The 25,519-nt window shown below is 55.7% G+C and carries 16 protein-coding genes; all 16 read left to right on the top strand.

Going from position 1 to position 25,519, the window contains the following annotated elements; all coding sequences use genetic code 11:
• The first annotated feature begins 37 nt into the window (after window positions 1-37).
• The 16 genes from G604_RS14675 to G604_RS0104220 all read left to right on the top strand — a co-directional run bounded on the left by G604_RS14675 (window position 38) and on the right by G604_RS0104220 (window position 25,514).
• Window positions 38-2,635 carry a TonB-dependent receptor gene (locus G604_RS14675; protein ID WP_081657647.1) on the top strand — a complete coding sequence of 866 codons (2,598 nt, stop codon included), beginning with the start codon at window positions 38-40 and terminating at the stop codon, window positions 2,633-2,635.
• 253 nt (window positions 2,636-2,888) lie between these two features.
• Entirely contained in the window at window positions 2,889-4,148 is a 1,260-nt protein-coding gene (locus tag G604_RS0104290) for an NCS2 family permease (protein ID WP_051220228.1), read from the top strand.
• 23 nt (window positions 4,149-4,171) lie between these two features.
• Window positions 4,172-4,516 carry a 6-carboxytetrahydropterin synthase gene (locus tag G604_RS0104285; protein WP_028909480.1) on the top strand — a complete coding sequence of 115 codons (345 nt, stop codon included), beginning with the start codon at window positions 4,172-4,174 and terminating at the stop codon, window positions 4,514-4,516.
• Window positions 4,516-5,094: a 7-carboxy-7-deazaguanine synthase QueE gene (locus G604_RS0104280; RefSeq protein ID WP_028909479.1), complete on the top strand. Its 579-nt coding sequence runs from the start codon at window positions 4,516-4,518 to the stop codon at window positions 5,092-5,094. The genes G604_RS0104285 and G604_RS0104280 overlap by 1 nt, the downstream gene beginning before the upstream one ends.
• A 175-nt stretch (window positions 5,095-5,269) precedes the next feature.
• Window positions 5,270-8,431 (top strand): SusC/RagA family TonB-linked outer membrane protein, encoded by a 3,162-nt coding sequence (locus G604_RS0104275; protein WP_028909478.1) that lies wholly within the window; start codon window positions 5,270-5,272, stop codon window positions 8,429-8,431.
• 13 nt (window positions 8,432-8,444) lie between these two features.
• Window positions 8,445-10,142: a RagB/SusD family nutrient uptake outer membrane protein gene (locus G604_RS0104270; RefSeq protein WP_028909477.1), complete on the top strand. Its 1,698-nt coding sequence runs from the start codon at window positions 8,445-8,447 to the stop codon at window positions 10,140-10,142.
• A 31-nt stretch (window positions 10,143-10,173) separates the two neighbouring features.
• The gene (locus tag G604_RS0104265) at window positions 10,174-12,039 is read left to right on the top strand and encodes a hypothetical protein (RefSeq protein WP_028909476.1); all 1,866 of its coding nucleotides are present in this window, start codon (window positions 10,174-10,176) and stop codon (window positions 12,037-12,039) included.
• A 12-nt stretch (window positions 12,040-12,051) separates the two neighbouring features.
• Entirely contained in the window at window positions 12,052-14,151 is a 2,100-nt protein-coding gene (locus G604_RS14670; RefSeq protein ID WP_051220214.1) for a hypothetical protein, read from the top strand.
• A gap of 12 nt (window positions 14,152-14,163) precedes the next feature.
• A complete protein-coding gene (locus G604_RS0104255) occupies window positions 14,164-14,631 on the top strand; it encodes a hypothetical protein (RefSeq protein ID WP_028909474.1) in 468 nt (155 codons plus the stop codon).
• A gap of 14 nt (window positions 14,632-14,645) precedes the next feature.
• Complete coding sequence (locus tag G604_RS13485; protein ID WP_051220213.1) at window positions 14,646-16,088, top strand: cellulase family glycosylhydrolase; 1,443 nt, start codon at window positions 14,646-14,648, stop codon at window positions 16,086-16,088.
• Window positions 16,089-16,146: 58 nt separating this feature from the next.
• Window positions 16,147-19,089: a TIM-barrel domain-containing protein gene (locus G604_RS0104245; protein ID WP_028909473.1), complete on the top strand. Its 2,943-nt coding sequence runs from the start codon at window positions 16,147-16,149 to the stop codon at window positions 19,087-19,089.
• 138 nt (window positions 19,090-19,227) lie between these two features.
• Entirely contained in the window at window positions 19,228-21,705 is a 2,478-nt protein-coding gene (locus G604_RS0104240; protein WP_028909472.1) for a glycoside hydrolase family 2 TIM barrel-domain containing protein, read from the top strand.
• A gap of 315 nt (window positions 21,706-22,020) precedes the next feature.
• Window positions 22,021-23,241: a beta-ketoacyl-[acyl-carrier-protein] synthase family protein gene (locus tag G604_RS0104235; protein WP_028909471.1), complete on the top strand. Its 1,221-nt coding sequence runs from the start codon at window positions 22,021-22,023 to the stop codon at window positions 23,239-23,241.
• Window positions 23,242-23,252: 11 nt separating this feature from the next.
• A complete protein-coding gene (locus tag G604_RS0104230) occupies window positions 23,253-24,359 on the top strand; it encodes a methyltransferase (RefSeq protein WP_028909470.1) in 1,107 nt (368 codons plus the stop codon).
• A gap of 8 nt (window positions 24,360-24,367) precedes the next feature.
• A complete protein-coding gene (locus G604_RS0104225; RefSeq protein WP_028909469.1) occupies window positions 24,368-24,610 on the top strand; it encodes an acyl carrier protein in 243 nt (80 codons plus the stop codon).
• A 1-nt stretch (window position 24,611) separates the two neighbouring features.
• Window positions 24,612-25,514 (top strand): lysophospholipid acyltransferase family protein, encoded by a 903-nt coding sequence (locus tag G604_RS0104220; RefSeq protein ID WP_316928662.1) that lies wholly within the window; start codon window positions 24,612-24,614, stop codon window positions 25,512-25,514.
• The last annotated feature ends 5 nt before the right edge of the window (window positions 25,515-25,519 follow it).

Below are 25,519 nucleotides of genomic sequence, written 5' to 3'. Positions count from 1 at the left end.
GCTCCGAAGTTAAGAATTAAAAAAACGCAGATACTTTATGAAGACAACACAAAATATGCTGATGGGGGTATGCCTCGCGTCAGCGTTGAGCCTTCCTTCCGGTGCGTATGCCGAGGAAGGACATTCGAAAGTGGAGACGAAGAGTGACAGTGCTGCTGTCGCCCGTCCTGGTGAAGAACACGACATGCAGAAAGACACGCATGTCCTTGGGGAAGTCGTCGTGACGACGCAGAAACGGCAGCAGAGTGCCGTCGACGTGCCGATCTCTGTGAGTGCCGTGACGGGTAGTATCCTCGGTAAACTCGGTATGACACAGATGGACGAGATGGCGACGATGACGCCGGGCGTGCAGATCCAGTTGCAGAGCCCGAACAACCCCGGATATGTCATCCGTGGTGTCACCTCCGATGATGGCGAGTCGACGAGTCAGCCCCGTGTCTCCGTGTTCACCGACGGCGTGTCGACATCACGCTCCCGCGCCAGTGTCAGTGAGCTCTTCGACATGGAGCGTGTGGAGGTCGTGAAAGGTCCCCAGGGCACCCTCTTTGGCCGTGGTGCTGAGATTGGTGGTATTTCGCTCATCCGTAATAAGGCCAAGGACAACCTCAGTGGTGAGCTCTCCGCCCGTTATGGCGCTTACAACACACGACAGGTGACAGGCTTCATTAATACGCCGATCGTCAAGGGCAAACTCGCCAACCGTTTCGCCTTCGACTATGACGGTCATGACGGCTTCATCAAGAATATCGCCGGTGGCCGACTGAATGGTAAGGAAGCGTTCGCCTTCCGTAACTCTACCGCCTGGTGGAGTGAAAACACCTCCGTCAACTTCATCCTCGACTATCAGCATGACAACTACCCCGGCACGTCGTTCCGTACGGAGTTTCCTGATTTCGGTGTGACGCAGGATCCTAATGACCCCGCAAACCTTGATATGGGCAAAGGCCTCTATATCCACCGGAATGTCGGGGGCGGTACGTTGCTCATCGATCATAACTTCAACGACTACTGGAAACTGAGTTCGATCACGGGCTTCCGTGCCTTCAACTCCGATGAGAAGTTTGATGCCGACGGTACCTATCTGCCGCTCCTCAATGCCCAAGAAAAGGCCAAAGGAACACAGTTCTCCCAGGAGTTCCGTCTGAACTATGACAACCGCCGTAACTTCAGTGGTTTTGCCGGACTGAGCTATTTCTTCGAGGACAACTCCCAGGATGTACGGCTCCACAGTGATTTGAAATATCTCTATCCCGTGATGATGAAGTCGAAGCTCAAGAGTACGTTCTCCGGCCTCTTCTCCACGGTGAAGTCCACGATTATGGGTAAGGTGCCGGCTGCCATGCAGAGCACTGTCGTCGCACAGTTTGACGCCGCCGAGCAGCAGCTCATGGACAAGTGGTTCCCGAAGGACGGCACCCAGGATGCCACCCCTGATTTCTACGGTGATCTGAACACGATGTTCCAGCAGTTTGGTGCCCTCCTGGGTATGAAGGGCGTCACCCTCGACCAGTATCTCGCTTCCATGGGAGATCAGGGCAAGACCTACGGCGCTATGATCAAGGGCCTCTCCGCACAGCCCCTCGGCGACTATTCAGAGGAAGGAAAGAACTACAACACCACGAATGCCGCCGAGATCTATGCTGATGGTACGTGGAAGATCTACAAGGGTCTGAACTTCACCCTCGGCCTGCGCGGTACCTATGAGCACCAGAAGAGCAGTTACTCCTCTGTAGATGACGACAACAGCTTCCTCGCCGTGGCCCTCGCTTCCAATGGTGGTCATGTGATCTATACGCCGTCGGAGAAGTTCAGTGCGTCGAAGAGTTACTGGAGCTGGGTCGGCCGTGCCGTCCTTAACTATCTCTTCGGCCGGAACAATGCCTACCTGAGTTTCTCCCGTGGCCGTCGTCCCGGTGTGCTGTATTTCAACAACAGTCCTGAGAAACTGTCGACGCTGAAGCCGGAGATCATCTACAGTTATGAGGCAGGTCTGAAAGGACTTTTATTCAACAACCATCTGCGTTATGACCTCAGCGTATACTATTATGACTGGTATCACTTCCAGACGAACCGCTTCGACCAGACCCAGAGTCTGTATATCGCCTCCGATGCCGGCCGCGCCCACAGTTTCGGTGTTGAGGCCTCGCTGACGTGGTCACCGATCAATGAACTCGTGCTTTTCGGCAACTACAGTTATATTGACGGGAAGTTCAACGACAAGGACGAGAACGGCAACAAGCAGGAGTATGCCGGTAACCGTTTCCGTCTGACACCGAAGAATAGTTTTACCCTCGGTGCCGACGTGGAGATTCCCGTGGCCAAGACGGGTACGATCTTCTTCCGTCCGACCTATACTTATAAGTCAAAGGTATATTTCGAGGATGACAATAAGCCTGCTGTGACAGCTTATGGAACGTACGACCTGACACAGAAGGGCTACGGCATCTGCAACGTCAACCTCGGCTGGCGCTCTCAGCCGAAGAAGGTATACTATGAGATCGGCATGTTCGGTAAGAATATCTTCGACGAGAAGTATATCGTCGATGCCGGCAACTCCGGCCGCAATATCGGTTTCCCGACATTCATCGGCGGTACCCGCTCCGTCATCGGCGTGGAGGCGAAGATAGGATTCTAATAAAAGTAAAGAAGTAAAAAAGTAAAGAAGTAAATGTAGGGACATGATTCATCATGTTCCGCTCCCATTGTGGTTGCGTGGCCGCAACATGGCGGCCACCTACCATTTCTTTGATTAAATCCACCACGGTTTTATTTGTTTTTTCGGGAAAATATCCATAACTTTGCAGCGGAAAAATAGAAATGAAGAAAATCATTTAGGAGAAATAACATTGAATACTTTACAGAGACTCTTCGGCTTTGATGCCCATACGATGTCAGTCCGCACGGAAGTCGTGGCCGGACTGACTACTTTTTTTACGATGTGCTATGTCCTTGCCGTCAACCCCGCCGTGCTCAGTGCCACGGGGATGGACAAGGGTGCCCTGTTCACCTCTACGGCAGTAGCCACAGCCATCGCGACACTGTTGCTGGCCTTGATGGCGAAGCTGCCGTTTGCCCAGGCACCGAGCATGGGTCTGAACGCCTTCTTCGCCTTCACGCTCTGTCAGGCCATGGGCTATCACTGGCAGCAGGCGCTGGCCATCATGCTCATCGAGGGTGTCGTCTTCCTCCTTATCACGTTTCTGAATATCCGTGAGATGATCCTCAACGCCATCCCGACGAACCTGCGCTATTCCATCTCCGTCGGCATCGGTATGTTCATTGCCTTCATCGGACTGAAGAACGCGCAGATCATCGTGGCCAATCCCACCACTTTCGTCGGTCTGGGGACCTTCACGGCGACCTCTATCCTCGGTATCATCGGCATCATCCTCAGTGGTGTCCTCATGGCCCGTGGCGTCAAGGGAGCACTGTTCATCGGTATCCTTCTGACGACGATCATTGGTATCCCCATGGGTGTCACCGTCTTTCCCGACCACTGGATTCCCGTGTCACTGCCCCAGGATATCAGCCCCGTGTTCTGTAAGTTCGACTTCACGGGACTGTTATCGATGAAGACGGTGATGGTCGTCATCTCGTTGTTGCTCGTGAATATCTTCGATACCGTAGGTACCCTCATCGGACTGTCGTATAAGACGAATATCGTACGCCCCGACGGTACGATCCCCCATATCCGTGAGGCCATGCTCAGTGATGCTATCGGCACGACGTGCGGTGCCTTCCTCGGGTCTAGTACGATCACAACGTATATCGAGAGTGCCTCTGGCATCGCCGAGGGAGGCCGCAGTGGACTGACCTCGTTCACCGTGGCGATGATGTTCGTCATCTCCCTCTTCCTCAGTCCCCTCTTCCTCCTCATCCCCGGTGCGGCGACGAGTGGTGCCCTCGTCCTCGTGGGCGTGCTGATGCTCGACAATGTGAAACGCCTCGATCTGAGCAATGTCAGTGAGGCCTTCCCGGCATTCATCACGATGATTACGATGGTACTCTGCTATTCCATCGCCGATGGTATCTGTCTCGGCATCCTCAGTTATGTCATCCTGAAAGCCTGTACGGGACAGATCCGCCAGCTCAACGCCACCCTTTGGGTCTTGTCGGCATTGTTTGTGTTGAACTTTATATTTGGATAATGGTATATTCTGTATCAAAAACGATGGAGATCTCTGCTGCCCATCAGTTGAAGCTCTCCTATGCCAGCAAATGCAGCCGGCTGCATGGGCATAACTGGCATGTACGTGTCTTTCTGATGAGCCGTGAGTTGAATGCCGACGGGATGGTGTACGACTTCTCGGAGATCAAGCATAAGATCCATGGTTATCTCGACCATGGCAACCTCAACGACCTCCTTCCGTTCAACCCCACAGCGGAGAATATCGCCCGATGGATCGTCAGCCAGTTCCCTCAGTGTTACAAGGCCGTCGTCCAGGAGAGTGACGGTAATGTTGCCCAGTGTGTCGATGAGGAGAAAATCAAAGGGGTGGAAAATTTAGTGATGTAATGCGAGTAAACGAACTTTTTTATTCCCTTCAGGGCGAAGGACGGTGGACGGGGAGAGCGGCGATCTTCGTCAGATTTTCCGGCTGTAACCTCCGTTGTCCGTTTTGTGATACCGATTTCTCCCGTTACCGGGAGATGACGGAGGAGGAGATCATCGATGCCGTCGGTCAGTGGCCGCAGTGTAAGTTCATTGTCTTTACGGGAGGAGAACCGACGCTGCAACTTACGGACTCCCTCGTGGCAAAGCTGAAGGCCCGTGGCTACTATATGACGGTGGAGACGAACGGCACACATCCCGTCCCCGCGGGTATCGACTGGATCACCTGTAGTCCGAAGACCGCCTTCGTGGCTAACGGGGCGTTGAAGATTACCCGTTGTGATGAGGTCAAGGTCGTGTATGATGGTATCCATGCGATCAGTGACTATGGCCTCGACTGTCGTTACCGTTACGTACAGCCCTGTGATACCGGTGATGCCGCCACAACAGAATCGAACCTCCGTGGTGCCATCGCGTATGTACAGCAACATCCCCAATGGCAACTGTCATTACAAGTCCACAAAATCCTTAAGATCCAATAGTAGGGTGCGGCCCTTGTGGCCGTACCCTGCAAATCCCATTTTGAAACATTTGTACCACTAACTGTAAACATCTATACCACCTTTTTTCACCCATAATGCCTAACTTTGCAACGTCGATGATCAGATATCGACGGAAACTAACAACTACATTATCATACAAACTAAAAACCACATTATGGGTAAATCAATTCTTAGCAAAGTGGCCCTGACAGGATTCCTGTTATTCCCGGCCATAGGAGCGTTGCCGGAAGCGACGCTCTCCGCAAAGATCGTGAAGGGAACGGTGATTTCCGCCACGGATGGTGAACCACTCATCGGTGCCAGCGTGAAGGTCGTCGGCTCTCAGGCTGCCGCCATCACGGACCTCGACGGTAACTTCACCATTGATGTCAACAACGGTCAGACGCTCACCATCTCCTACGTCGGTTTCGTGGACCAGAAGGTGCGTGTCAACGGTGATGTCGTGAAAGTCTCGATGAAAGAGGAGGCCAACAGCCTCAATGATGTCGTCGTCATCGGTTACGGTGTACAGAAGAAGAAACTCGTCACCGGTGCTACGACACAGTTGAAAGGTGAGGATGTCGCCAAACTCAACACCAACAATGCCCTCCAGGCCATGCAGGGTCAGACGCCGGGTGTGAACATCATCTCTGAGTCCGGTCAGCCGGGCAGTGGCATGAAGGTCATCATCCGTGGTCAGGGCTCGAATATCAGCAACTCCCCGCTCTATGTCGTCGATGGTATCGCCGGTGTGGATATCTCGAATATCAACCCGAGTGATATCGAGAGTATCGACGTGCTGAAGGATGCCGCCTCCGCCGCTATCTACGGCGCCCAGGCTGCCAACGGTGTCGTCCTTGTGACGACGCGGTCGGGTAGTGCCGGCAAGGCCCAGGTTACTTTCGACGGTTATATGGGCTGGCAGAGTGCCGCACATAAGATTAATATGTGTAACGCCCAGGAGTATATGACCCTCATGGACGAGCAGAGTCAGAACTCTGGCGCCGGTGCCATCGACTGGAGCAAGTATAGCAGTATCTATACCTATCAATATGATGCTGACGGTAATATTACGGGCAAGACGCTCAACGACACCAACTGGATGGATGAGATGTTCAAGGATAACGCCAAGCAGCAGAGCTATACCATCGGCGTCAACGGCGGCTCGAAAGATGCCACTTATGCCATCTCCCTGGGCTACTACAGCCAGGAGGGTATCGTCGGCGGCAAGGATGCCTCCAACTACGAGCGTTATAACTTCCGCGCCAATCTTCAGCAAAAACTCTACAAGAATCTATTGACTATCGGTGAGAATGTCAGTCTCGCCTATGTCGACCAGAAGGGTATCGGAACGGGTAATATGTACAACAACACCCTCCGCGGTGCCTATGGCGCCACGCCGCTCCTCCCCGTCTACCTGCAGAACGACGGCCGTGCTGACCTCAACAACGGCTATTCCTATTCCATCGCCTCCGACTGGTATCAGTATGACTACAACCCTGTGGCTGCCCTCTACCGGAACCATAACAAGAGTGACAACCAGAACTGGGTCGCCAATGTCTTCGCCGAACTGCAGCCCATCAAGAACCTGAAGATCCGCACGCAGCTCGGTTTCAACCACAATAGCAGCAGCTACCGCAGCTATACGCCGGCCTATACCGCTACGACGAACTCCTCGCAGCTCAGCCCCTCCGTGAGCCAGAGTATGTATAAGGGCTGGACGCTGACGTGGACGAATACCGCTTCCTACAACTGGAAGATCAAGGACCATGAGTTCAACACCATGCTCGGTATGGAGGCAGAGCGCTTCCAGGGTGACAACCTCAGTGGTAACAACACACTGATGGATATCTACAACGACTGGGCCCATGCCTATCTGAGCAATGCCGTCGATCTCAATGCCGGTGGCCTCTATGGCTATCCGAGCAATGACTACCGCCGCGTGTCCTACTTCGGACGTATCGGATGGAACTGGAAAGACACTTATATGCTCAATGCCACGCTGCGTGCCGACGGCTCCTCCCGCTTCGCTGAGAACCACCGCTGGGGCTGGTTCCCCTCCGTCAGTGCCGGCTGGGTCATCACCAATGAGAAATGGATGCAGGGCATCAATAAGTATATGGACTTCCTGAAGATCCGTGCCAGCTGGGGACAGGTCGGTAACAACGCCATCGGCGACTACCTCTATGCTGCCCCCGTCACCCTCAGTGGTGCCGGTTACAACTTCGGTACGGGCAAGGGAACGGACAAGAACACCAATGGTGCCTATGCCTACCGCCTCGGTAATGACAATCTGAAATGGGAGACTTCTGAGCAGACCGACCTCGGTTTCGATGCCCGCTTCCTCCAGAGCCGCCTCGGCGTAAACTTCGACTGGTACTATAAGAAGACGAAGGACTGGATTGTCCAGGCTCCCGTCATCGCTACTGCCGGTGCCGACGCACCGTATATCAATGGTGGTGATGTAGAGAATAAGGGTATTGAGGTCAACTTCACCTGGAATGACCATATCGGCAAGGCCTTCAAATATAATCTCGGTGCTAACTTCGCCTATAATAAGAATAAGGTGGGCAATGTCGCCACCGTCGACGGTATCATCCACGGTTCCACCAATGTGATGTTCAACAACCAGCATGAGTTCTACCGTATCTCCAACGGACATGCCATGGGTTATTTCTGGGGCTATCAGACGGCCGGCGTCTTCCAGAACCAGCAGCAGATCAATGACTGGATCGCTGCTGGCAATGGTATCAAGAGTGGCACGCAGCCCGGCGATGCCATCTTTGTCGACCAGAACCACGATGGTGTCATCGATGATAATGATAAGGTGGATCTCGGTAATGGTATCCCGAAGTGGAACTTCGGCTTCAATGTCGGCTGTTCCTATAAGCATTTCGACTTCTCCATGGTATGGACGGGTATGGCAGGCTTCAAGGTCGCCAATGGCGGTTACCGCAACTGGGGTAATGCCGATCTGAGCAACTATACCACGAAGTTCCTCAGCCGCTGGACCGGTGAGGGAACCTCCAACAGCATCCCGCGTCTCGTCAACGGCGATATTAGCTGGACCGACTTCTCCGACCTCTATCTCGAGGACGGCGACTTCCTCCGCATTGCCAATATCACCCTCGGCTATGACTTCGCCTCCCTGTTGAACCTCAAGGCCATCAGTCAGGCCCGACTCTATTTCCAGGTACAGAACCTCTATACCTTCACCAACTACAGTGGTATGGATCCTGAGGTCGGTTACGGCCAGGATGCATGGGTCAGCGGTATCGATACCGGTACTTATCCCCATTCCCGTACTTTCCTCGTCGGTGTCAATCTGAAATTCTAAAATGAACAGTATTATGAAAACCAAGACAATATTATATGCTGCCCTCGGCCTGATGACCACCGTCGGTCTCACCGCCTGCTCCGAGAGCTTCCTGGACACGAGTTCCAAGACGGAGATGAACTCCACCTCTTTCTATAAGACGCAGACCCAGGCAGAATATGCCCTCACGGGCTGCTACGACGGTTACCAGCGTACCGTCAGCAACGGCTCCTGGCCTACACTCTTCCAGGCTGTGGAGACGATGAGTGATGACTGTCTCGGCGGTGGCGGTCCCGACGACCGTACCGACCGTCTCATGGACCGTTTCGACATGAGCTATAACTCCTCCGACGTGAGTTTCATGAATGGTATCTGGGAGGATTACTATAAAGGTATCTATCGTTGCAATCAGCTTATCTCCTCGCTCCCCGGCATCACTTTCAACAGTCAGACCACGAAGGACGAGGTGGAAGGCCAGGCCAAGGCGCTCCGTGCCCTCGAGTATTTCGACCTCGTCAGACTTTTTGAGAATGTGCCGCTGCTCACCACGGCAACGAATGACATCGTGCCGCAGGCCAAGCCAGACTCTGTCTATGCCCAGATCGTCAGTGACCTGCAGGATGCCGTGAAACTCATCCCCGCAAGTTCTTTCGCCGACAAGAGTACGAATCTCGGACGCATCACGAAATATGCCGCCGAGGGAATGCTCGCCCGCGTGTACCTCTTCTATGATGGCGTATACAACAACAATGAGGGCAAGGAGATGCCCGGCAAGCTGACGAAGGCACAGGCGCTGAGCTACTGCGAGGATATCATCTCCTCCGGCAACTACTCCCTCGAGTCTGACTTCAAGAACCTCTGGCCGGCCGCCTGCACGGAAGCGACGACAACCGCTGAGGGCCGCAAGACTACCTATGATGAGGCCAGCAATGAGATCCTCTGGGTCGTGAAGTTCAACAACGACCAGAACTGGACGAACTCCCTCATCGATGGTAACAAGTTCATCATCAACTTCGGCCTGCGCAATGTCACGGCCTATGCTCCTTACGGCAACGGATGGGGCGCCTGTCCGATCACGCCGTATGCCAAAGGCCTCTACCTCAGTGATGACAGCCGCTATAGTGCTTCTATCATCGACTGCCGTCAGATCGGAGCTTACAAGACGCAGATCTCTACCGACTGTATGGACTATACGGGTTACGTGAATAAGAAATACTGTCCGCTGATCTTCAAGGACGGTACCTCTATGCCGGCCTCCGAGACGACCGTCGACGGTGGTAACATGCAGACGAACCAGGATCAGAACTGGATCCTCATGCGCTACTCCGATGTTCTCCTCATGGCCGCCGAGCTTGGCAGTCCGAACGCCATGAAGTATTTCAACATGGTCCGCGAGCGTGCCTACGGCAATACGTCGCACGACCTCACGGCAGCGCCCACGAAGGCACAGATCTGGCAGGAGCGCCGCCTGGAGTTCATGGGTGAGGGTATCCGCTACTTCGATCTCCGCCGCCAGGGCCTCGACGCCTTCGTGAAGGCAGAGCTCGGACAGGCCACGACGAACGGTACTGCCGGTGGTACGGCTATCACCGTCTACAACAACCGTACGCAGACGACCATCGCCTCTACCTATAAGGATGAGAACATCCGCCAGAAGCGCGGCTTCCTCCAGATCCCCAACGATCAGATCACACGCTCGGGTAATGTCTACAAGCAGAACCAGGGCTGGTAAACATCCAACAATGATTAAATTTTGATTCGTCATGAAAATTTCTCATTATATATTCTCCCTCTTCGCCGCCCTCATGGTGCTCCTCGTAGCAGGCTGTACCCCCGACGACGGTTCCATGGGCAGCAGCTCCCTGACGTCTGCTGACCTTCAGGAGGGCACGGCATTCACCATTGAGGCTGATGCCAGTAACCCGAATCTCATCCACCTCACCAATAAGCTCAGTGGCTATGATGCTTTCTGGAGCCATCCCGGTGTGGGCACGGGCCATTCCACGGGAAATAACGTGGATCTGAAGATTGCTTTCCAGGGCAAATATCCCGTCGTCTTCGGTGTCCGTACGCCGCAGGGCATGATCTACAGTGACACGACGTGGGTGGACATCAACACCTTCTGTGCCGACTTCGTCAGCGGTGACGACTGGACCTATCTCGCCGGCGGCGCCGGCAACAGTAAGACCTGGGTGCCCGACAACGGCAAGTACGGCATGAAGCAGGGCTTCTATTCCTGCTTCGATCCTACGGCCGTCTACTCTGACATGAAGGCCGATGAGGGTAAGAACAACTGGTATGCCAGTGGTAAGACGTGGTGGGAAGCATCGAATGCCGACGTAGGCATCACCGATGCCGACCTTGCGCAGACGATGACCTTCTCCCTCCAGGGGGCCGCAAAGTTGACGGTGAAGGACCAGAACGGCAACACAACGACCGGTACCTTCGCCTTCGATCCCGACAGCCACAGTCTCAGTGCCAATGGCGTGGAGTTCGCTCACGGTGCCTGGGCCAATGGTAAGTCGAAGAGTTTCTCGTCCAACTTCTATGTCTTCCACCTCAGTGAGAACCAGCTCATGATCGCCTGCAAGCGTGACCCTGCCCTCTCCGGTGAGGGTGAGTGCTGGTATGTCTGGAACTTCGTCAGTAAGGACTATGCCGACAACTACCACGAGACGGTGCCGACAGAGCCGACGCTGCCTACGGGCTGGGAGGATGCCCTGACGAAACAGACGAACACGAACATCACCTGGGTGCTCAATGCCGACACGCCGTATGACTGGTTCACCCTCGGCGGCGTCCGTAAGAACAGCTACGCGAAAGTCTCCGACTATCCCGCCTTCGTCCGTCCACTGACGACGCTCGGTGATGCCTCCTCGCAGATCACTCTCGACATGAACAGTAAGGACAACAGTTATAAGGTGAAGGTCGGTGGCCTGACGAAGGTCAGCGGTACCTATACCCTCTCCGACAAGGGCGTCTACACCTTCAGCAACGGCCTCGGCAGTTATGCCCTCGGCGGCTCCGGCAACTGGATCAAGTTCTCCGCCGACGGTGACAACCAGCTGCGTGTCCTGAGCTATGATGTCAACGCCACCTCGGGCAAGGCCAACAACCTCTGGCTCGGCGCCAAGGAGAAGGATGACAACGGCGATACCTATCAGTATCTCGGCTATCACTTCACGGCTATCACCTACGGTGATGTCACGCCGCTGAAGGCTAAGCTCGCCCTCTTCGACACGGGCTGGGCGTTCCAGTACTCCGATGAGGTGGATCTCGCCGATGACGATGAGCTGAAGGCCAATGGTGAGAAGCAGTATACGGCTACCATCAACGGCTCCTGCGACAGTCCTTACGGTATCTACTTCGATATCGAGAACCTCCTGGCCGTCTATCCGAAGGCCACGCTGACGCTCAACGATGTCCTCGTCGACGGTGTCTCCACGGGTGTAGACTACAACCAGGATATCTTCGACCGCAACAGTGACGGCTCGCAGATGACCGGTGATGCCTCTACGACGGCTCGTATCTATGTCCTCAACCCCTGGAATGATACGAAGACGTATACCGATAAGTATAAGTTCACCAAGACCCTCTCCGTCGTCTATACGGTGAAGTTGAACAAATAAACGATTATAACTATGAACCGATATAAGATTTTCAGTATGGCCACGCTCCTGCTCGCCGGTGGACTGACCTTCACGGCCTGCAGTGATGATGATGAGCCTACGATATACAACCAGCCAATTGTCTCTTCGGCATCCGTCATCACGGGCGATGCCGTCCAGACGGCCGTCTCGGCCACGATCACCGGTAAGATCACGGACCTGTCCTCACTGTCTACCTCTGCTTACAAGGCCGGTATCAAACTCGTCACCGACACGATGACGACAAAGATCCAGAATGGTGAGGAGATCGACGCCACCCTCGGTGACGACGGTACCTTCACCGTGGAGAAGACGGGACTGAAGAAAAACCAGAAGTATTACTATGCCGCCTTCGTCACCCTCCAGGGCAAGGTGTCCTACTATGGTGAGGTGAAGACGTTCACCACTACTGATGCCACGGTGAGCGCCACCAAGGCCACGGATATCACGATGAACCAGGCCACTCTCTCGGGCACGCTGGCCAACGTCACCACGCTGCCTTCCGACGCCACCCTCTCCGCCGGTATGCTCCTCTCCAGAGGCAAGGACGATACGTCGTTCAGTGCCGGCAAGGATATCACCGTCAGTGATGTCGCCACGGCGCAGAAAGGTACGCCGTTCACCCTGAAGGTTAAGGGCCTGCTGCCGAATACGAAGTATTACTACAAGGCTTACATGAAGCTCAACGATGGCTATATCTACAGTAGCATCGACTCTCTGACGACGGCCGATTTCACCACGGAATTCGTCGACCTTGGACTGAGCGTTCAGTGGGCCAAGACGAATATCGGTGCCTCCTCGGAGGAAGAGGAGGGTGGCCTCTACAGCTATGGTGATCCCACGGGGCTCCAGGAGAGTGCCACGGGCAGCTATGCCAACGTTGACATCACGGGCAGTAACCTCGATATCTGTGCCGCCTCTGCCTCCGGTGGTCGTCTGCCCTCCGTCTCCGAAGTCCAGGAACTGTTGCAGAAATGCCAGATCGAGGATGCCACGGAGAATGGTGTCGCCGGATACAAGGTGACGGGCCCCAATGGCAACAGTATCTTCATCCCGAAGGCCGGTGTCCGCAATGGCTCCGTCGTCGACGGTGAGGGCTCTCGTGCCGAACTGTGGACGGGAAGTATCGATGGCAACGACGCCACACGAGCCTATACCTTCGATGTCAGCAGTAAGACCTTCGGAGCCGCCACGACCTCCCTCGGTCTCTCCGCCCGTGCCGTCCGCCAGACGGTAGTGCCGTTCACCAACAGTAAGCTCGTCCTCGGCAACAATAATGATGATGCCCGCATCGAGATCTACAACGCCTATGGCAGCACGAAGGATAATCCGGGTCTCGACGCCACGAGCTTCATGTTCACGAAGAAGATGTATGTCACCTTCACCATCGTCGGCCTGCCCGACGGTACCGCGCCGTTCAACGCCACCATCGGCTTCGCCGACGGCTCCTGGAGCGTACAGGACTGGAGCTCTTCCGTCACCGTGAAGGGTAACGGCACCTATACCATCCCCGTCACGGCCACGCAGACGGCCAAGGGTGTCAACGTCTTCGTCATTGACCTCAAGGGCAAGGCCGGCCTCTTCGATGACGGCAGCGTGAAGGCCTTCATCAACTCCATCGTCGTCGATGATGACAGTTACCTCTCTGCCGGTTATACCACCGACGGACAGACCATCGACCAGAGCAAGCTCGTCTATGGTAACCTCGAGAGTAACAAGGATGACTACCGCATCGAGATCTACAATGCCTATGGTGAGACGAACACGAAGGGCGCCTGCGCCAACTTCAGCAACCTCGATGTCGGCAATGCTCTCCATGTCGTCTTCTCCCTTGAGGGAATGGGAACGCTCACCACACCGTGCCGCGCCAGCATCATGTTCGCCTCCGGCGACTTGAGCTGCCAGAACTGGGACTTCAACTGCAAGGGCAGTACGGAGGTGACGAAGGACGGTGTCTATACCGCCTCTATCTATCCGACAACCGGTGCCGGTGGCACGCCCGCCGTCTTCACCGTGGACATCAAGGACCTGAAGAAGCAGATTGCTGACCTCTCCACCGTTAAGGCGAAGGTCCTCGGTATTTTCTGGGAATAATCACTCATATATATGAGAAAGTACTTCATCATTTTGATCGCTGCTCTTCTCGCGGTCGGTTGCTCTGAGACCCAGAAGCCTCAGGGTGGCCGGCTGCCCGAGAAGGACAGTATCGCTGTCAACACCAATTACGACAGTATCGTCGCCGCCAAGGCACGTGCGGAACTCGACTCCAACTATCGGAAGAGTGAGACCTACCGTTATGCTGAGGAGAGCTATCACCGCAAGATCGCCGAGGAGACACGTGGCATGAGCCATATCGACCAGCTCCTCTATGAGTATGAGATTGCCGTGACGAGTCTCAACCGCATGGGACGGCAGCAGACCGCCCATCCGGAGGCGATGGCCAACGGTACGGCGCAGAAGCTCATGAGTGTCTATGGTCGTCAGGCTGTGGAACTCCATGATGAGCTTGCCACGATGAAACTCTCTGCCGACCAGCAGCGACGCTTTGAACAACTGAACAATAAACGTGACTAAATCCATAACGACTTATGAAACGAATCTCTCTCTCCCTTCTCTTCGCCTGTGTGCTGGCCACCGCCAATGCCCAGGACAACCCGCGCATCACCTCCATGGACCTCAGTGCCACGGAGATCGCCCATTATATGGCACCGGGATGGAACCTCGGCAACACCCTCGAGGCCGGCAACAACGCGAATAATTTCACCAATAACGGCGGTCTCTCCGCTGAGACGTCCTGGCAGAGCGCCACGACGACGCAGGCCCTCATCGACCTCCTCAAGGAAAAAGGCTTCAAGAGCGTCCGCATACCCTGTGCCTGGGTGATGGGACATATCACCGACAAGACGACCATGGCCATTGACAACGACTGGATGCAGCGCGTGAAGGATATCATCGACTACTGCATCAAGGATAATATGTATGTCGTCATCAACGACCATTGGGACGGTGGCTGGATCGAATACGACGGTTTCACCACCGGTGCTGATGTCTCCGCGAAGAAGGAACAGCTGCGGCTCCTCTGGACGAATATTGCCAATGCCTTGAAAGACTATGATGAGCGCGTCATCTTCGCCGGTCTCAACGAGCCCGGTGTCGGCGGCAAGAGTCCCGAGGCCTCCGGCAGCAAGCTCTCCGACCTGACGACGTTCACCTCGCGGCTCATCGACTATGAACAGGTGTTCATCGATGCCGTCCGTGCCACAGGAGGCAACAATGCCAAGCGTATCCTCGTCGTACAGGGACCGAATGTGAACAGTGCCGATACCTACAACTATTTCGATGCCACAAAGCTCACCGACAGTGCCGACGGCCGTCTGATGGTGGAGTTCCATTTCTATGATCCTTATCAGTTCTGCCAGATGGAGAGTGACGCTTCCTGGGGCAAGGCGTATTACTACTGGGGCACGAACACGCCGGGTAATGATGCTGACCATACCGTCAAGGCCAACTCCATGGAGAAGAACCTGAAGACCGCCATGCAGAACCTCAAGACGAAATTCGTCGATGCCGGTTTCCCCGTCGTCATGGGTGAGTATGGTGCCATCCACCGCTCCATGTCCTCCGTCACCAATGGCAGTCAGGCCAAGCATGATGCCTCCCGCCAGTATTGGTATCAATTCGCCACGAGTCAGGCCATGATCCACGGTTTCATTCCTTTCGTTTGGGATAACAACAGTTCTTCCAACAACACCATGAAGGTCTTCGACCGTGCTACCTGTACCGTCTACGACCAGTATGACCTCGACGGCATCACTACCGGTTATGCTGCCGGCAAAACGTCCTACGACAATATCTATCCCGAGCCGTCCACGACATCGGGGATCCATGACGTCAGCACCCAAGCCGCCGACGCCTCCGCGGATGTCTATGACCTCCAGGGCCGTGTGGTCAGAAAAAAGGTAAGCAATCTCAACAATATTTCCCTGCCCAAAGGGTTATACATATATAAAGGTGAAAAAGTCACCATGTAGGGACATAATTTATTATGTTCCGCAGCCTAACCCATTTGCACCACTCATTTCAATAAATATGTACATCAACAAAAAACTAATAACCGCCCTGCTGCTCCTGAGCAGCCTGGGCCTCTCCGCCGACTCCTTCACACAGAACGGCAACTTCATCACCATCGAGGTGCAGAACCCCGGGGCCACGGCGCCACGGTGGGTACGCCTGCAGGTCGTGGGTAAGAAGATCATCCGTGTTGAGGCCACCCGTGAGGCTTCCTTCCCCGTGAAGGAGAGCCTGATCATCGTGCCCCAGCAACAACCCTACTTTAAATATTCTGTCCAAGAGGACAACAGCGATGTCAGTGTCAACACCACCGCCGTCATCGCCCGTGTCAACAAGCAGACGGGCCGTGTCCGTTTCTATGACGAGAACGGCAAGTCAATCGTCGCCGAGGATGAGAATGGCAAGCAGCTGTGGCCCTACACCGTCCCCGAGCGCGAGATCGGTGTCGACAGCCATCTCTCGGAAGCACAGAAGCATGGCTGGACGTGGCGTCTGCTCTTCGACAACGGCAGTGATGAGGCGTTCTACGGACTCGGTCAGCACCAGGCCAATGAGCTGAACATGAAGGGCAAGAACGAGGAACTCTACCAGTATAACACGAAGGTCAGCGTGCCCTTCGTCCTCAGCAACCGCGGCTACGGCATTCTCTGGGATAGCTACAGCTACTGCCGCTTCGGCAACCCCAATGCCAACCAACCGCTGAACCGCGTCTTCAAGCTCTATGATAAGGACGGCAAACCTGGCAGTCTCACAGGCACCTATACCGACAAGGACGGCAAGCAGATCGTGCGCCCCGAGGACAGTATCAACTACGAGGTCAGTCTCCCCGCCATCCCGCTGCGTAAGAACAGTGACGGCGATGTCTGTCATCTGCCCCAGGGCTTCAAGCTCAAAGGCGCCCATGTCACCTATGAGGGCTATATCGAGGCCTCGGCCGACAACGACTATCATTTCAACCTCTATTACGCCGGTTATACGAAGGTGTTCATTGACGGCAAGGAGGTCGTCCCCGAACACTGGCGCCAGGCCTGGAATCCCAATGCCTGCAAGTTTGAGGTCAACCTGAAAGCCGGACAGAAGGCCAAGCTCCTCATCGACTGGCTGCCCGACGGCGACGTGTCCTACTGCGGACTGCGCGTGGCTACGCCCGAGAGCGACAGCGAGCAGCAGAAGATGAGCATCTGGAGTGAGATGGCGAAGGATCTCGACTATTATTTCATCGCCGGTAAGGATGCCGACGAGATCATTCATGGCTACCGCACACTGACGGGTAAGGCTCAGGTGTTCCCCAAATGGGCTCTCGGCTTTTGGCAGAGCCGTGAGCGTTACAGGACGAGCAAGGATGTAGAGGAGACGCTCAGTGAGTTCCGCAAGCGTCAGATCCCTATCGACAATATCGTACAAGACTGGAACTACTGGGCCGATGACCAGTGGGGCTCCCATCAGTTTGAGCAGAGCCGCTATCCGAACCCGCAGGCCATGCTCGACAGTGTCCATGCCATGCACGGCCGTTTCATGATCTCCGTATGGCCGAAGTTCTATCCGAACACGAAGAACTACCAGGAGCTCGACGCCCACGGCTGGATGTATCACCAGAGCATCGCCGACTCCATCCGCGACTGGGTGGGCCCCGGCTATATGAATTCCTTCTACGACGCTTACAGCGCCGGAGCCCGTAAGCTCTTCTGGCATCAGATGGATGAGAATCTGTACAGCAAGTATAAGTTCGGCATCGACGCCTGGTGGATGGATGCCTCCGAGCCGAACGTGCGCGACTGTACGCCGATGTGGTACCGTAAGGCGCTCAGCGGTCCTACCGCCCTGGGCTCTTCGACGGAATATTTCAATGCTTACTCCATCGTCAATGCCGACGCTATCTACAACGGCCAGCGCTCTGTCAACCCCAACCAACGCGTGTTCCTCCTCACCCGTAGCGGTTTTGCCGGTGAGCAGCGCTATTCCACGGCGACATGGAGCGGCGACATCGGTACCCGTTGGGAGGATATGCGGGCGCAGATGACGGCCGGCATGAACTACTGCATCGCCGGACTGCCCTTCTGGGGCATGGACCAGGGCGGCTTCTCCGTGGAAGACCGCTATGTGAAGGCCCAGCAGGAATACGACCGGACGGGCGTGGAGAACGCCGACCTCAAGGAGTGGCGCGAGCTGCAGGCCCGCTGGAATGAGTTTGGCTGCTTCATCCCCCTCTACCGCGCCCACGGTCAGTGGCCGCTGCGTGAGGTGTGGAACATCGCGCCGGAGAATCATCCCGCCTACAAGGCGATCGTGTGGTACGACAACCTCCGTTACCATCTCATGCCGTATCTCTACTCCCTCGACGGTGCCGTCCATTTCAAGGACTATACGATGATGCGTGCCCTCGTGATGGACTTCAACGGCGACGACAAGGTCTATGACATCAAGGACCAGTGGATGTTCGGACCGGCACTGATGGCATGCCCCGTCGGCGAGTACCAGGCCCGTAGCCGTCAGGTCTATCTGCCGAAACAGAAAGGGTGGTATGACTTCTATACGGGTCAGCATTATGCCGGAGGACAGACAATTACGGCCGACGCGCCGCTGGAGAAGATCCCCGTCTTCGTTCCCGAGGGCTCTATCCTGCCGTTAGGTCCGCAGCTGCAGTGGAGCGACGAGAAACCCGCCGAGCTCATCAACCTCTATGTCTATGCCGGCCGGGATGGCCAGTTCACCCTCTATGAGGATGAGGGCACCAACTACAACTACGAGAAGGGCAAGTATGCCACCATCGATTTCCAGTGGAACGACCGCACGCGTCAGCTGACGATCAGTGACTGCAAGGGCTCCTTCGACGGTATGCTGCAGAAGCGCCGCTTCAACATCGTCGTGGTCAGTGCTGATGCGCCGAAGGCCCTCGACCTCAACACTCCCAAGGGCAAGCTGGTGAAGTACAGCGGTAAGAAGGTCACGGTGAAACTATAAAGCCTCACCCCCTGCCCCCGCCCCGAATAGGGCGGGGGCAAGGTTGCCTCGAGAGGCCTGCCGTTGGGTGCCTCGGTTGGCCTGCCGTTGGGTGCTTGCGCTTTGCAAGCGCAAGGAAGCGCATAATCCTATAAAAATATGAAGAAACTCCTTATATTCCTCCTTGCAGCCACTGCGCTGCTCCCTGCCACTGCCCGTGAACGTCAGAACTTCGACGGGGGGTGGCTGTTCTGTCTCAACGATAAGGACACGACCCTGTGGCAGGACAATACCGCCGACGGCTCCTGGCGACGCCTCTCGCTGCCGCATGACTGGGCCATCGAGGGCGACTTCGCCGCCTCCAACCCGTCGGGAGCCGGCGGTGGTGCGCTGCCCGGTGGTATCGGCTGGTATCGTAAGCATTTCCGCCTCTCCCCGAAGAGCGACGAGAAGGTGTTCATCGATTTCGACGGCGCCTATATGAACGCTACGGTATGGATCAACGGCCACCGCCTCGGCACACGCCCCTATGGCTACAGCCCCTTCCGCTATGAGCTCACGCCGTGGCTCCATGCCGACGGCGACAATATCCTCACGGTGAAGGTCGACGACAGTGACCAGCCGAACAGCCGCTGGTACAGTGGCTGCGGCATCTACCGCCATGTGTGGCTCACGACGACCAATGCGCTGCATATAGAACATTGGGGAGTAGACATAAGGCCTACCTCAACCCCTCCCAAAGGGAGGGGCTTTATAACGGCCTCTGTCTCTTATGTCGGTGCCCATGGCACCCATCCCGCCGTGCGCTATACCGTCTACGATCCGCAGGGGCGGCAGGTGGCGCAGCATGAGAGCGGGACGCCCGAGCAGACCTTCTCCGTACCCCATCCGCAGCTGTGGTCGCCCGCCACGCCGAATGTCTACACGGTGAAGACGGAACTCATCGTCGACGGGAAGACCGTCGATGCCGTCACCACGACTACGGGCTTCCGCTCCTACCGCTTCGACGCCAAGACAGGCTTCTGGCTCAATGGGAAGAACATGAAGATCAACGGCGTATGCATGCACCACGACCTCGGATGCCTCGGTGCCGCCCTCAACGAGGATGCCCTTCACCGGCAACTCGTGAAGCTGAAGGAGATGGGTGTCAACGCCATCCGTTGCAGTCATAACCCGCCCGCGCCCGAACTTCTCAATATGTGTGACACGATGGGCTTCATCGTCATGGATGAGAGCTTCGACATGTGGCGGAAGAAAAAGACGGAAAACGACTATGCCCGCTATTTCGACCGGTGGTATGAGCGCGACCTCTCCGACCTCGTGCTCCGCGACCGTAACCATCCGAGCATCCTGATCTGGTCCATCGGCAACGAGGTCCTCGAACAGTGGTCCTCTGCCAATGCCGACAACCTCTCCCTCGAGGAGGCCAACCTCATCCTCAATGCCGGTCACAAGATTGACGCGAAGGCGCTCAAGGGGCAGAGCTGGGAGGAGGCCCTGGCGCGTCAGCTCACCGCCGTCATTCTCCGTTACGATACCTCACGCCCCATCACCGCCGGTTGCAACGAGCCTGATCCGAACAACCACCTCTTCCGTAGCGGTGCCCTCGACCTCATCGGCTTCAACTACCACAACAGTTACGTGAAAGACGTGCCGAAGAACTTCCCCGGCAAGCCGTTCATCATCACCGAGAGCGTCTCCGCCCTGCAGACGCGCGGCTACTACCGCCAGCCCTCCGACTCCCTCTTCGTGCAGCCCGACCGCTGGGACAAGCCCTTCACCGATCCTACGATGATGTGCTCGGCCTACGACAACAGCTGCGTGCCCTGGGGCAACACCCATGAGGAGACGTGGGATCTCGTGAAGCATACGCCTTATGTCAGCGGACAGTTTATCTGGACAGGATTCGACTATATCGGTGAGCCGACACCCTTTGGCTTCCCCGCCCGCAGCAGTTATTTCGGCATCATCGACCTCGCCGGTTTTCCGAAAGACAGCTATTACATGTATCAGAGTGAGTGGACCGACAAGCCCGTGCTCCACCTCTTCCCCCACTGGAACTGGATCCCCGGACAGACCGTCGACCTCTGGTGCTACTACAATCATGCTGATGAGGTGGAGCTCTACGTCAACGGCAAGAGCCAGGGCATCCGTCGTAGGGACATGATTCATCATGATCCGCAAACCGGGGAACCACAATCGCCCGTGAAAGGATTGCATGAAGACTATCATGTGGCCTGGCGTGTGACGTATGAGCCCGGAGAGGTGAAGGTCGTGGCGCGCAAGAAGGGTAGGGTCGTGAATACGGAGACGATCCGCACGGCAGGAGCACCCTATACCGTCCGTCTCTCGGAGGACTACCGTGGCAAGAACACCGTCTTCGTTGAGGCCGATGTCGTCGACAAGGACGGCAACCTCTGTCCCTGGGCCGATGACGATATCACGTTTGAAGTCAGTGGTGGCACGATCCTCGGTGTCGACAATGGTTGTCCGTTCTCCATGGAGCGCTTCCGGGCCAACCACCGCAAGGCCTTCATGGGCCGTGCCCTCGTCGTCATCCGTCCCGATGACAACACTCGTTCCGTCACCCTCAAGGCCGTCAGTCCGACCCTCCAGGCAACGGATCTCTCGTTCTGAATATTGGCAACAGAAAACACGGATTTTCACGGACAATATTTTTTTGCAACGGAAAACACGGAATTTCACGGATCATCGCCCGTGTAAATCCGTGTCATCCGTTGCAAAAAAACAACGCCGTGCGATGCCACTGGAATGTGCAGTCGGTTTTTATGTTGTTTTTTTTCTTCGTAAAAAACAAACCACCACGATTCACCATTTTCCATTCACCGTTTTCCGTTTGCACCAGCATTATCCATAAAATTCTTTCTGTTTTTTTGCTTATCCCGAAAAAAGTGTTTAACTTTGCAGTCTAAGAACTATAATCTGTCAAAAATGGGAAGAAGAGTCGTTATAACGGGAATGGGGATCTGGTCGTGCCTCGGCACGACACTGTCCGAGGTCACGGAGTCCCTGGAACAGGGACGGTCGGGAATCGGTCTCGACCAGGATCGGTTGAAATACGGTTATCGCTCCGGCCTCTGTGGCATCGTCCCCGAGCCTCAGCTCACGAAGAAGGACCTCGACCGTCATACCCGTGCCGGACTGTCGCAGGAAGCCCGCTATGCCTTTATGGCCAGTAGGGACGCTTTCCGTCAGGCCGGTGTTGATGCCGATTATCTTCAGCACCATGAGGTCGGCTGTATCTTCGGTAATGACTCGTCGGCAGAGCCCGTCATCGAGTCGGCGAAGATCATGGACGAGAAACATGACTCGGCGATGCTCGGCTACGGCCATGTGTTCCAGTCGATGAACTCCACGGTGAACATGAACCTCTGTACGATCTTCCATCTCCGTGGCATCAACTTCACCGTCAGTGCCGCCTGTGCCAGTGGCAGTCACAGCATCGGCCTGGGCATGATGATGATCCGTCAGGGTCTGCAGGACATGGTCCTCGTGGGTGGTGCCCAGGAGTCGAATATCTACGCCATGGCGTCCTTCGATGCCCTTGGTGCCTTTTCCGTCCGCATGGATGAGCCGACGAAGGCCAGCCGTCCCTTCGACAAGGACCGTGACGGCCTCGTGCCCAGTGGCGGCGCTGCCGCCCTCGTTCTCGAGGACTACGACCATGCCGTGGCCCGTGGCGCCACGATCCTCGCGGAGGTCTGTGGCTATGGCTTCTCGAGTAATGGCGGCGGAATCTCCACGCCGAGTGACGGCGGCTGTCGTATCGCCATGGAGCGTGCGATGGCAGATGCCGGAGTCACGGCAGACGATATCGACTATATCAATGCCCATGCCACCTCTACGCCGCAGGGCGACATGTATGAGGCTCGTGCTCTCGGTGAGCTCTTCCGCGGCCGTCGTGCCCTCATCAGCAGTACGAAGTCGATGACGGGTCATGAGTGCTGGATGGCCGGTGCCAGTGAGGCCGTCTACTGTACGTTGATGATGCAGCATGGCTTTGTGGCACCGAATGTCAATTTCGAGCATCCCGACGAAGATTCCGAGGGGTTGAATATCACGCCCGTCACCGTCCATACACCGCTCCATACAGTCCTGAGCAACTCCTTTGGGTTTGGCGGGACGAATGCGGCATTGGTTCTAAGAAAATAAAATGAAATGCTATGCATTTATCGGAAAGTCTGAAGAAAACCTATACGGAGGAACACCTCAAAGCCCCGGAGGCCCAGCGCCTGGCGGAATATATCGCGTGGGGACCCGTCATTTTCGAGGCCTCACGCCTCATGGTGAAATGGGGAATCCTCGAGTTGCTCCGTGACAGCGACAACGGGCTGACGCGCCAGGAGGTCGTGGAGAAGACCCATCTCTCCGACTATGCCGTGAAATGTCTGTTTGAGGCCTCACTGAGCATCGGCACTGTCCTCGTTGATCCCGACACCGATCGGTATACGATCTCGAAGACCGGCTGGTTCCTCCTCAACGACCCCGCCACCCGTGTGAACATCGATTTCAACCATGATGTCAACTACGAGGGCTGGTTCCATCTCGAGGAGGCGCTGAAGGATGGCAAGCCCGAGGGCCTGAAGCATTTCGGACCGTGGCCGACGATCTATGAGGGACTGTCATCGCTGCCGCCGCAGGTGCAGAAGAGCTGGTTCGGATTCGACCATTTCTATAGTGACTCGTCATTCCCCGAGGCCCTGAAGATTGTCTTCGACGAGCATCAGGTGTGCACGCTCTATGATGTCGGCGGCAATACGGGTAAGTGGGCACTGCGTTGTGTCGACTATAGTCCCGAGGCCCGTGTCACCGTCCTCGATCTGCCGCAGCAGATTGAGATGATGCAGGCGAATATCCGCGGGAAGAAGGGTGCCGACCGCATCAGCGGCTATGGCATCAACCTCCTCGACGAGCAGCAGGCCTTCCCGAAGCAGGCGGAGGGTCCCGATGCTATCTGGATGAGCCAGTTCCTCGACTGTTTCAGTATGCCGCAGATCATCAGTATCCTCCGTCGTGCCCGTGCGGCGATGACGGCGAATACACGTATCTATATTATGGAGACTCTCTGGGACCGTCAGAAATATGAGCCGGCAACGCTCTGTCTTACCCTTACGAGTCTTTATTTCACCGCCCTTGCCAATGGCAACTCAAAAATGTACAACACGGAGGATATGGAGCATTGCATCCATGCTGCCGGCTTGGAGATCGAGACCATTCATGACCATCTGGGACAGGGACATTCGATCATAGTTTGTAGAATTAAGCAATAAAAGAAAATATGTCACGACAAGAAATTGAAGAAAAAGTACGCGAGTTTCTCATTGAGGACCTCGAGATTGACGAGGACAAGATCAAGGATGATGCCAAGTTGAAGGACGATATGGGCATTGACAGCCTTGACTTCGTAGATATCGTTGTCATCGTAGAGAAGAAGTTCGGATTTAAGATCAAGCCCGAGGAGATGCAGAATGTCATCACGCTGAAGGACTTCTGTGATTATATCGAGAAGAAGTTAGGATAGGATGACGACAGACCGCGAGACAGGCAATCAGAAGGCGTGGGCCGGCAACACGTTCGGCAACACGTTCATGCTCCGATGGCTCATCCGTGTGCTCCGCCATTCGGATGTGCGCTTCTGGTATGTCTTCGTAGCCCTCTTCATCATCCCCTTCGTGGCCCACTTCTCCCGCAGCGGCCGGATTATCTACCACTATTTCCGGCAGCGCCAGGGCTTCGGCCCCTTGCGCTCGCTGTGGATGACCTACAAGGACCATGTCCTCTTCTCGCAGGTCGTCATGGATAAGTTCGCCATGTATGCCGGCCGCCACTACGACGTGAAAGTCATCGGACAGGAGATCTTCGAGCGCCACCGTGACAGCAAGGAGCCCTTCGTGATCTTCAGCAGTCATATCGGCTGTTATGAGCTTGCGGGCTATACCTTCGACTCCGGTAACAAACCCTTCAACGCCCTCGTCTATCTCGGTGAGAAGGCGACGGTGATGGAGAACCGTGACCGCATGTTCACGGGAAACCATATCCGTATGATCCCCGTGCGCAAGGACATGAGTCATCTCTTCCGCATCGAGGAAGCCCTCGCGGCCGGTGAGATCGTCAGCCTCCCCGCCGACCGTCTCTTCGGATCGCCGCGCCATGTCACCCTCGACTTCCTCGGCGCCCCGGCCAACTTCCCCGCTGGGCCTTTCAGTGTCGCCGCCATGCGTGGGGTCGACTGTATCACCATCAATGTCATGAAGACCTCGTGCACGGGCTATACGGCGTTCGTCCATGAACTCCATTATGACAAGGAGGCGCCGCGGAAGCAGCAGGTGTGCCAGCTCGCCGAGGACTATGTCGCGGAACTCGAGCGTACGGTGAAGCGCTTCCCCGACCAGTGGTATAACTATTATGAATTTTGGAAACAATAAATCCC

Source organism: Prevotella sp. AGR2160 (genome assembly GCF_000424185.1).
Taxonomy (GTDB): Bacteria; Bacteroidota; Bacteroidia; order Bacteroidales; family Bacteroidaceae; genus Prevotella.
This window is presented reverse-complemented; position numbering and strand designations above follow the sequence as displayed.

Bases quoted from the DNA above. Each gene is read 5' to 3' on its own strand.
- G604_RS14675 (WP_081657647.1), top strand. From the start codon at position 38: ATGAAGACAACACAAAATATGCTGATGGGGGTATGCCTCGCGTCAGCG.
- G604_RS0104290 (WP_051220228.1), top strand. From the start codon at position 2,889: ATGTCAGTCCGCACGGAAGTCGTGGCCGGACTGACTACTTTTTTTACG.
- G604_RS0104285 (WP_028909480.1), top strand. From the start codon at position 4,172: ATGGAGATCTCTGCTGCCCATCAGTTGAAGCTCTCCTATGCCAGCAAA.
- G604_RS0104280 (WP_028909479.1), top strand. From the start codon at position 4,516: ATGCGAGTAAACGAACTTTTTTATTCCCTTCAGGGCGAAGGACGGTGG.
- G604_RS0104275 (WP_028909478.1), top strand. From the start codon at position 5,270: ATGGGTAAATCAATTCTTAGCAAAGTGGCCCTGACAGGATTCCTGTTA.
- G604_RS0104270 (WP_028909477.1), top strand. From the start codon at position 8,445: ATGAAAACCAAGACAATATTATATGCTGCCCTCGGCCTGATGACCACC.
- G604_RS0104265 (WP_028909476.1), top strand. From the start codon at position 10,174: ATGAAAATTTCTCATTATATATTCTCCCTCTTCGCCGCCCTCATGGTG.
- G604_RS14670 (WP_051220214.1), top strand. From the start codon at position 12,052: ATGAACCGATATAAGATTTTCAGTATGGCCACGCTCCTGCTCGCCGGT.
- G604_RS0104255 (WP_028909474.1), top strand. From the start codon at position 14,164: ATGAGAAAGTACTTCATCATTTTGATCGCTGCTCTTCTCGCGGTCGGT.
- G604_RS13485 (WP_051220213.1), top strand. From the start codon at position 14,646: ATGAAACGAATCTCTCTCTCCCTTCTCTTCGCCTGTGTGCTGGCCACC.
- G604_RS0104245 (WP_028909473.1), top strand. From the start codon at position 16,147: ATGTACATCAACAAAAAACTAATAACCGCCCTGCTGCTCCTGAGCAGC.
- G604_RS0104240 (WP_028909472.1), top strand. From the start codon at position 19,228: ATGAAGAAACTCCTTATATTCCTCCTTGCAGCCACTGCGCTGCTCCCT.
- G604_RS0104235 (WP_028909471.1), top strand. From the start codon at position 22,021: ATGGGAAGAAGAGTCGTTATAACGGGAATGGGGATCTGGTCGTGCCTC.
- G604_RS0104230 (WP_028909470.1), top strand. From the start codon at position 23,253: ATGCATTTATCGGAAAGTCTGAAGAAAACCTATACGGAGGAACACCTC.
- G604_RS0104225 (WP_028909469.1), top strand. From the start codon at position 24,368: ATGTCACGACAAGAAATTGAAGAAAAAGTACGCGAGTTTCTCATTGAG.
- G604_RS0104220 (WP_316928662.1), top strand. From the start codon at position 24,612: ATGACGACAGACCGCGAGACAGGCAATCAGAAGGCGTGGGCCGGCAAC.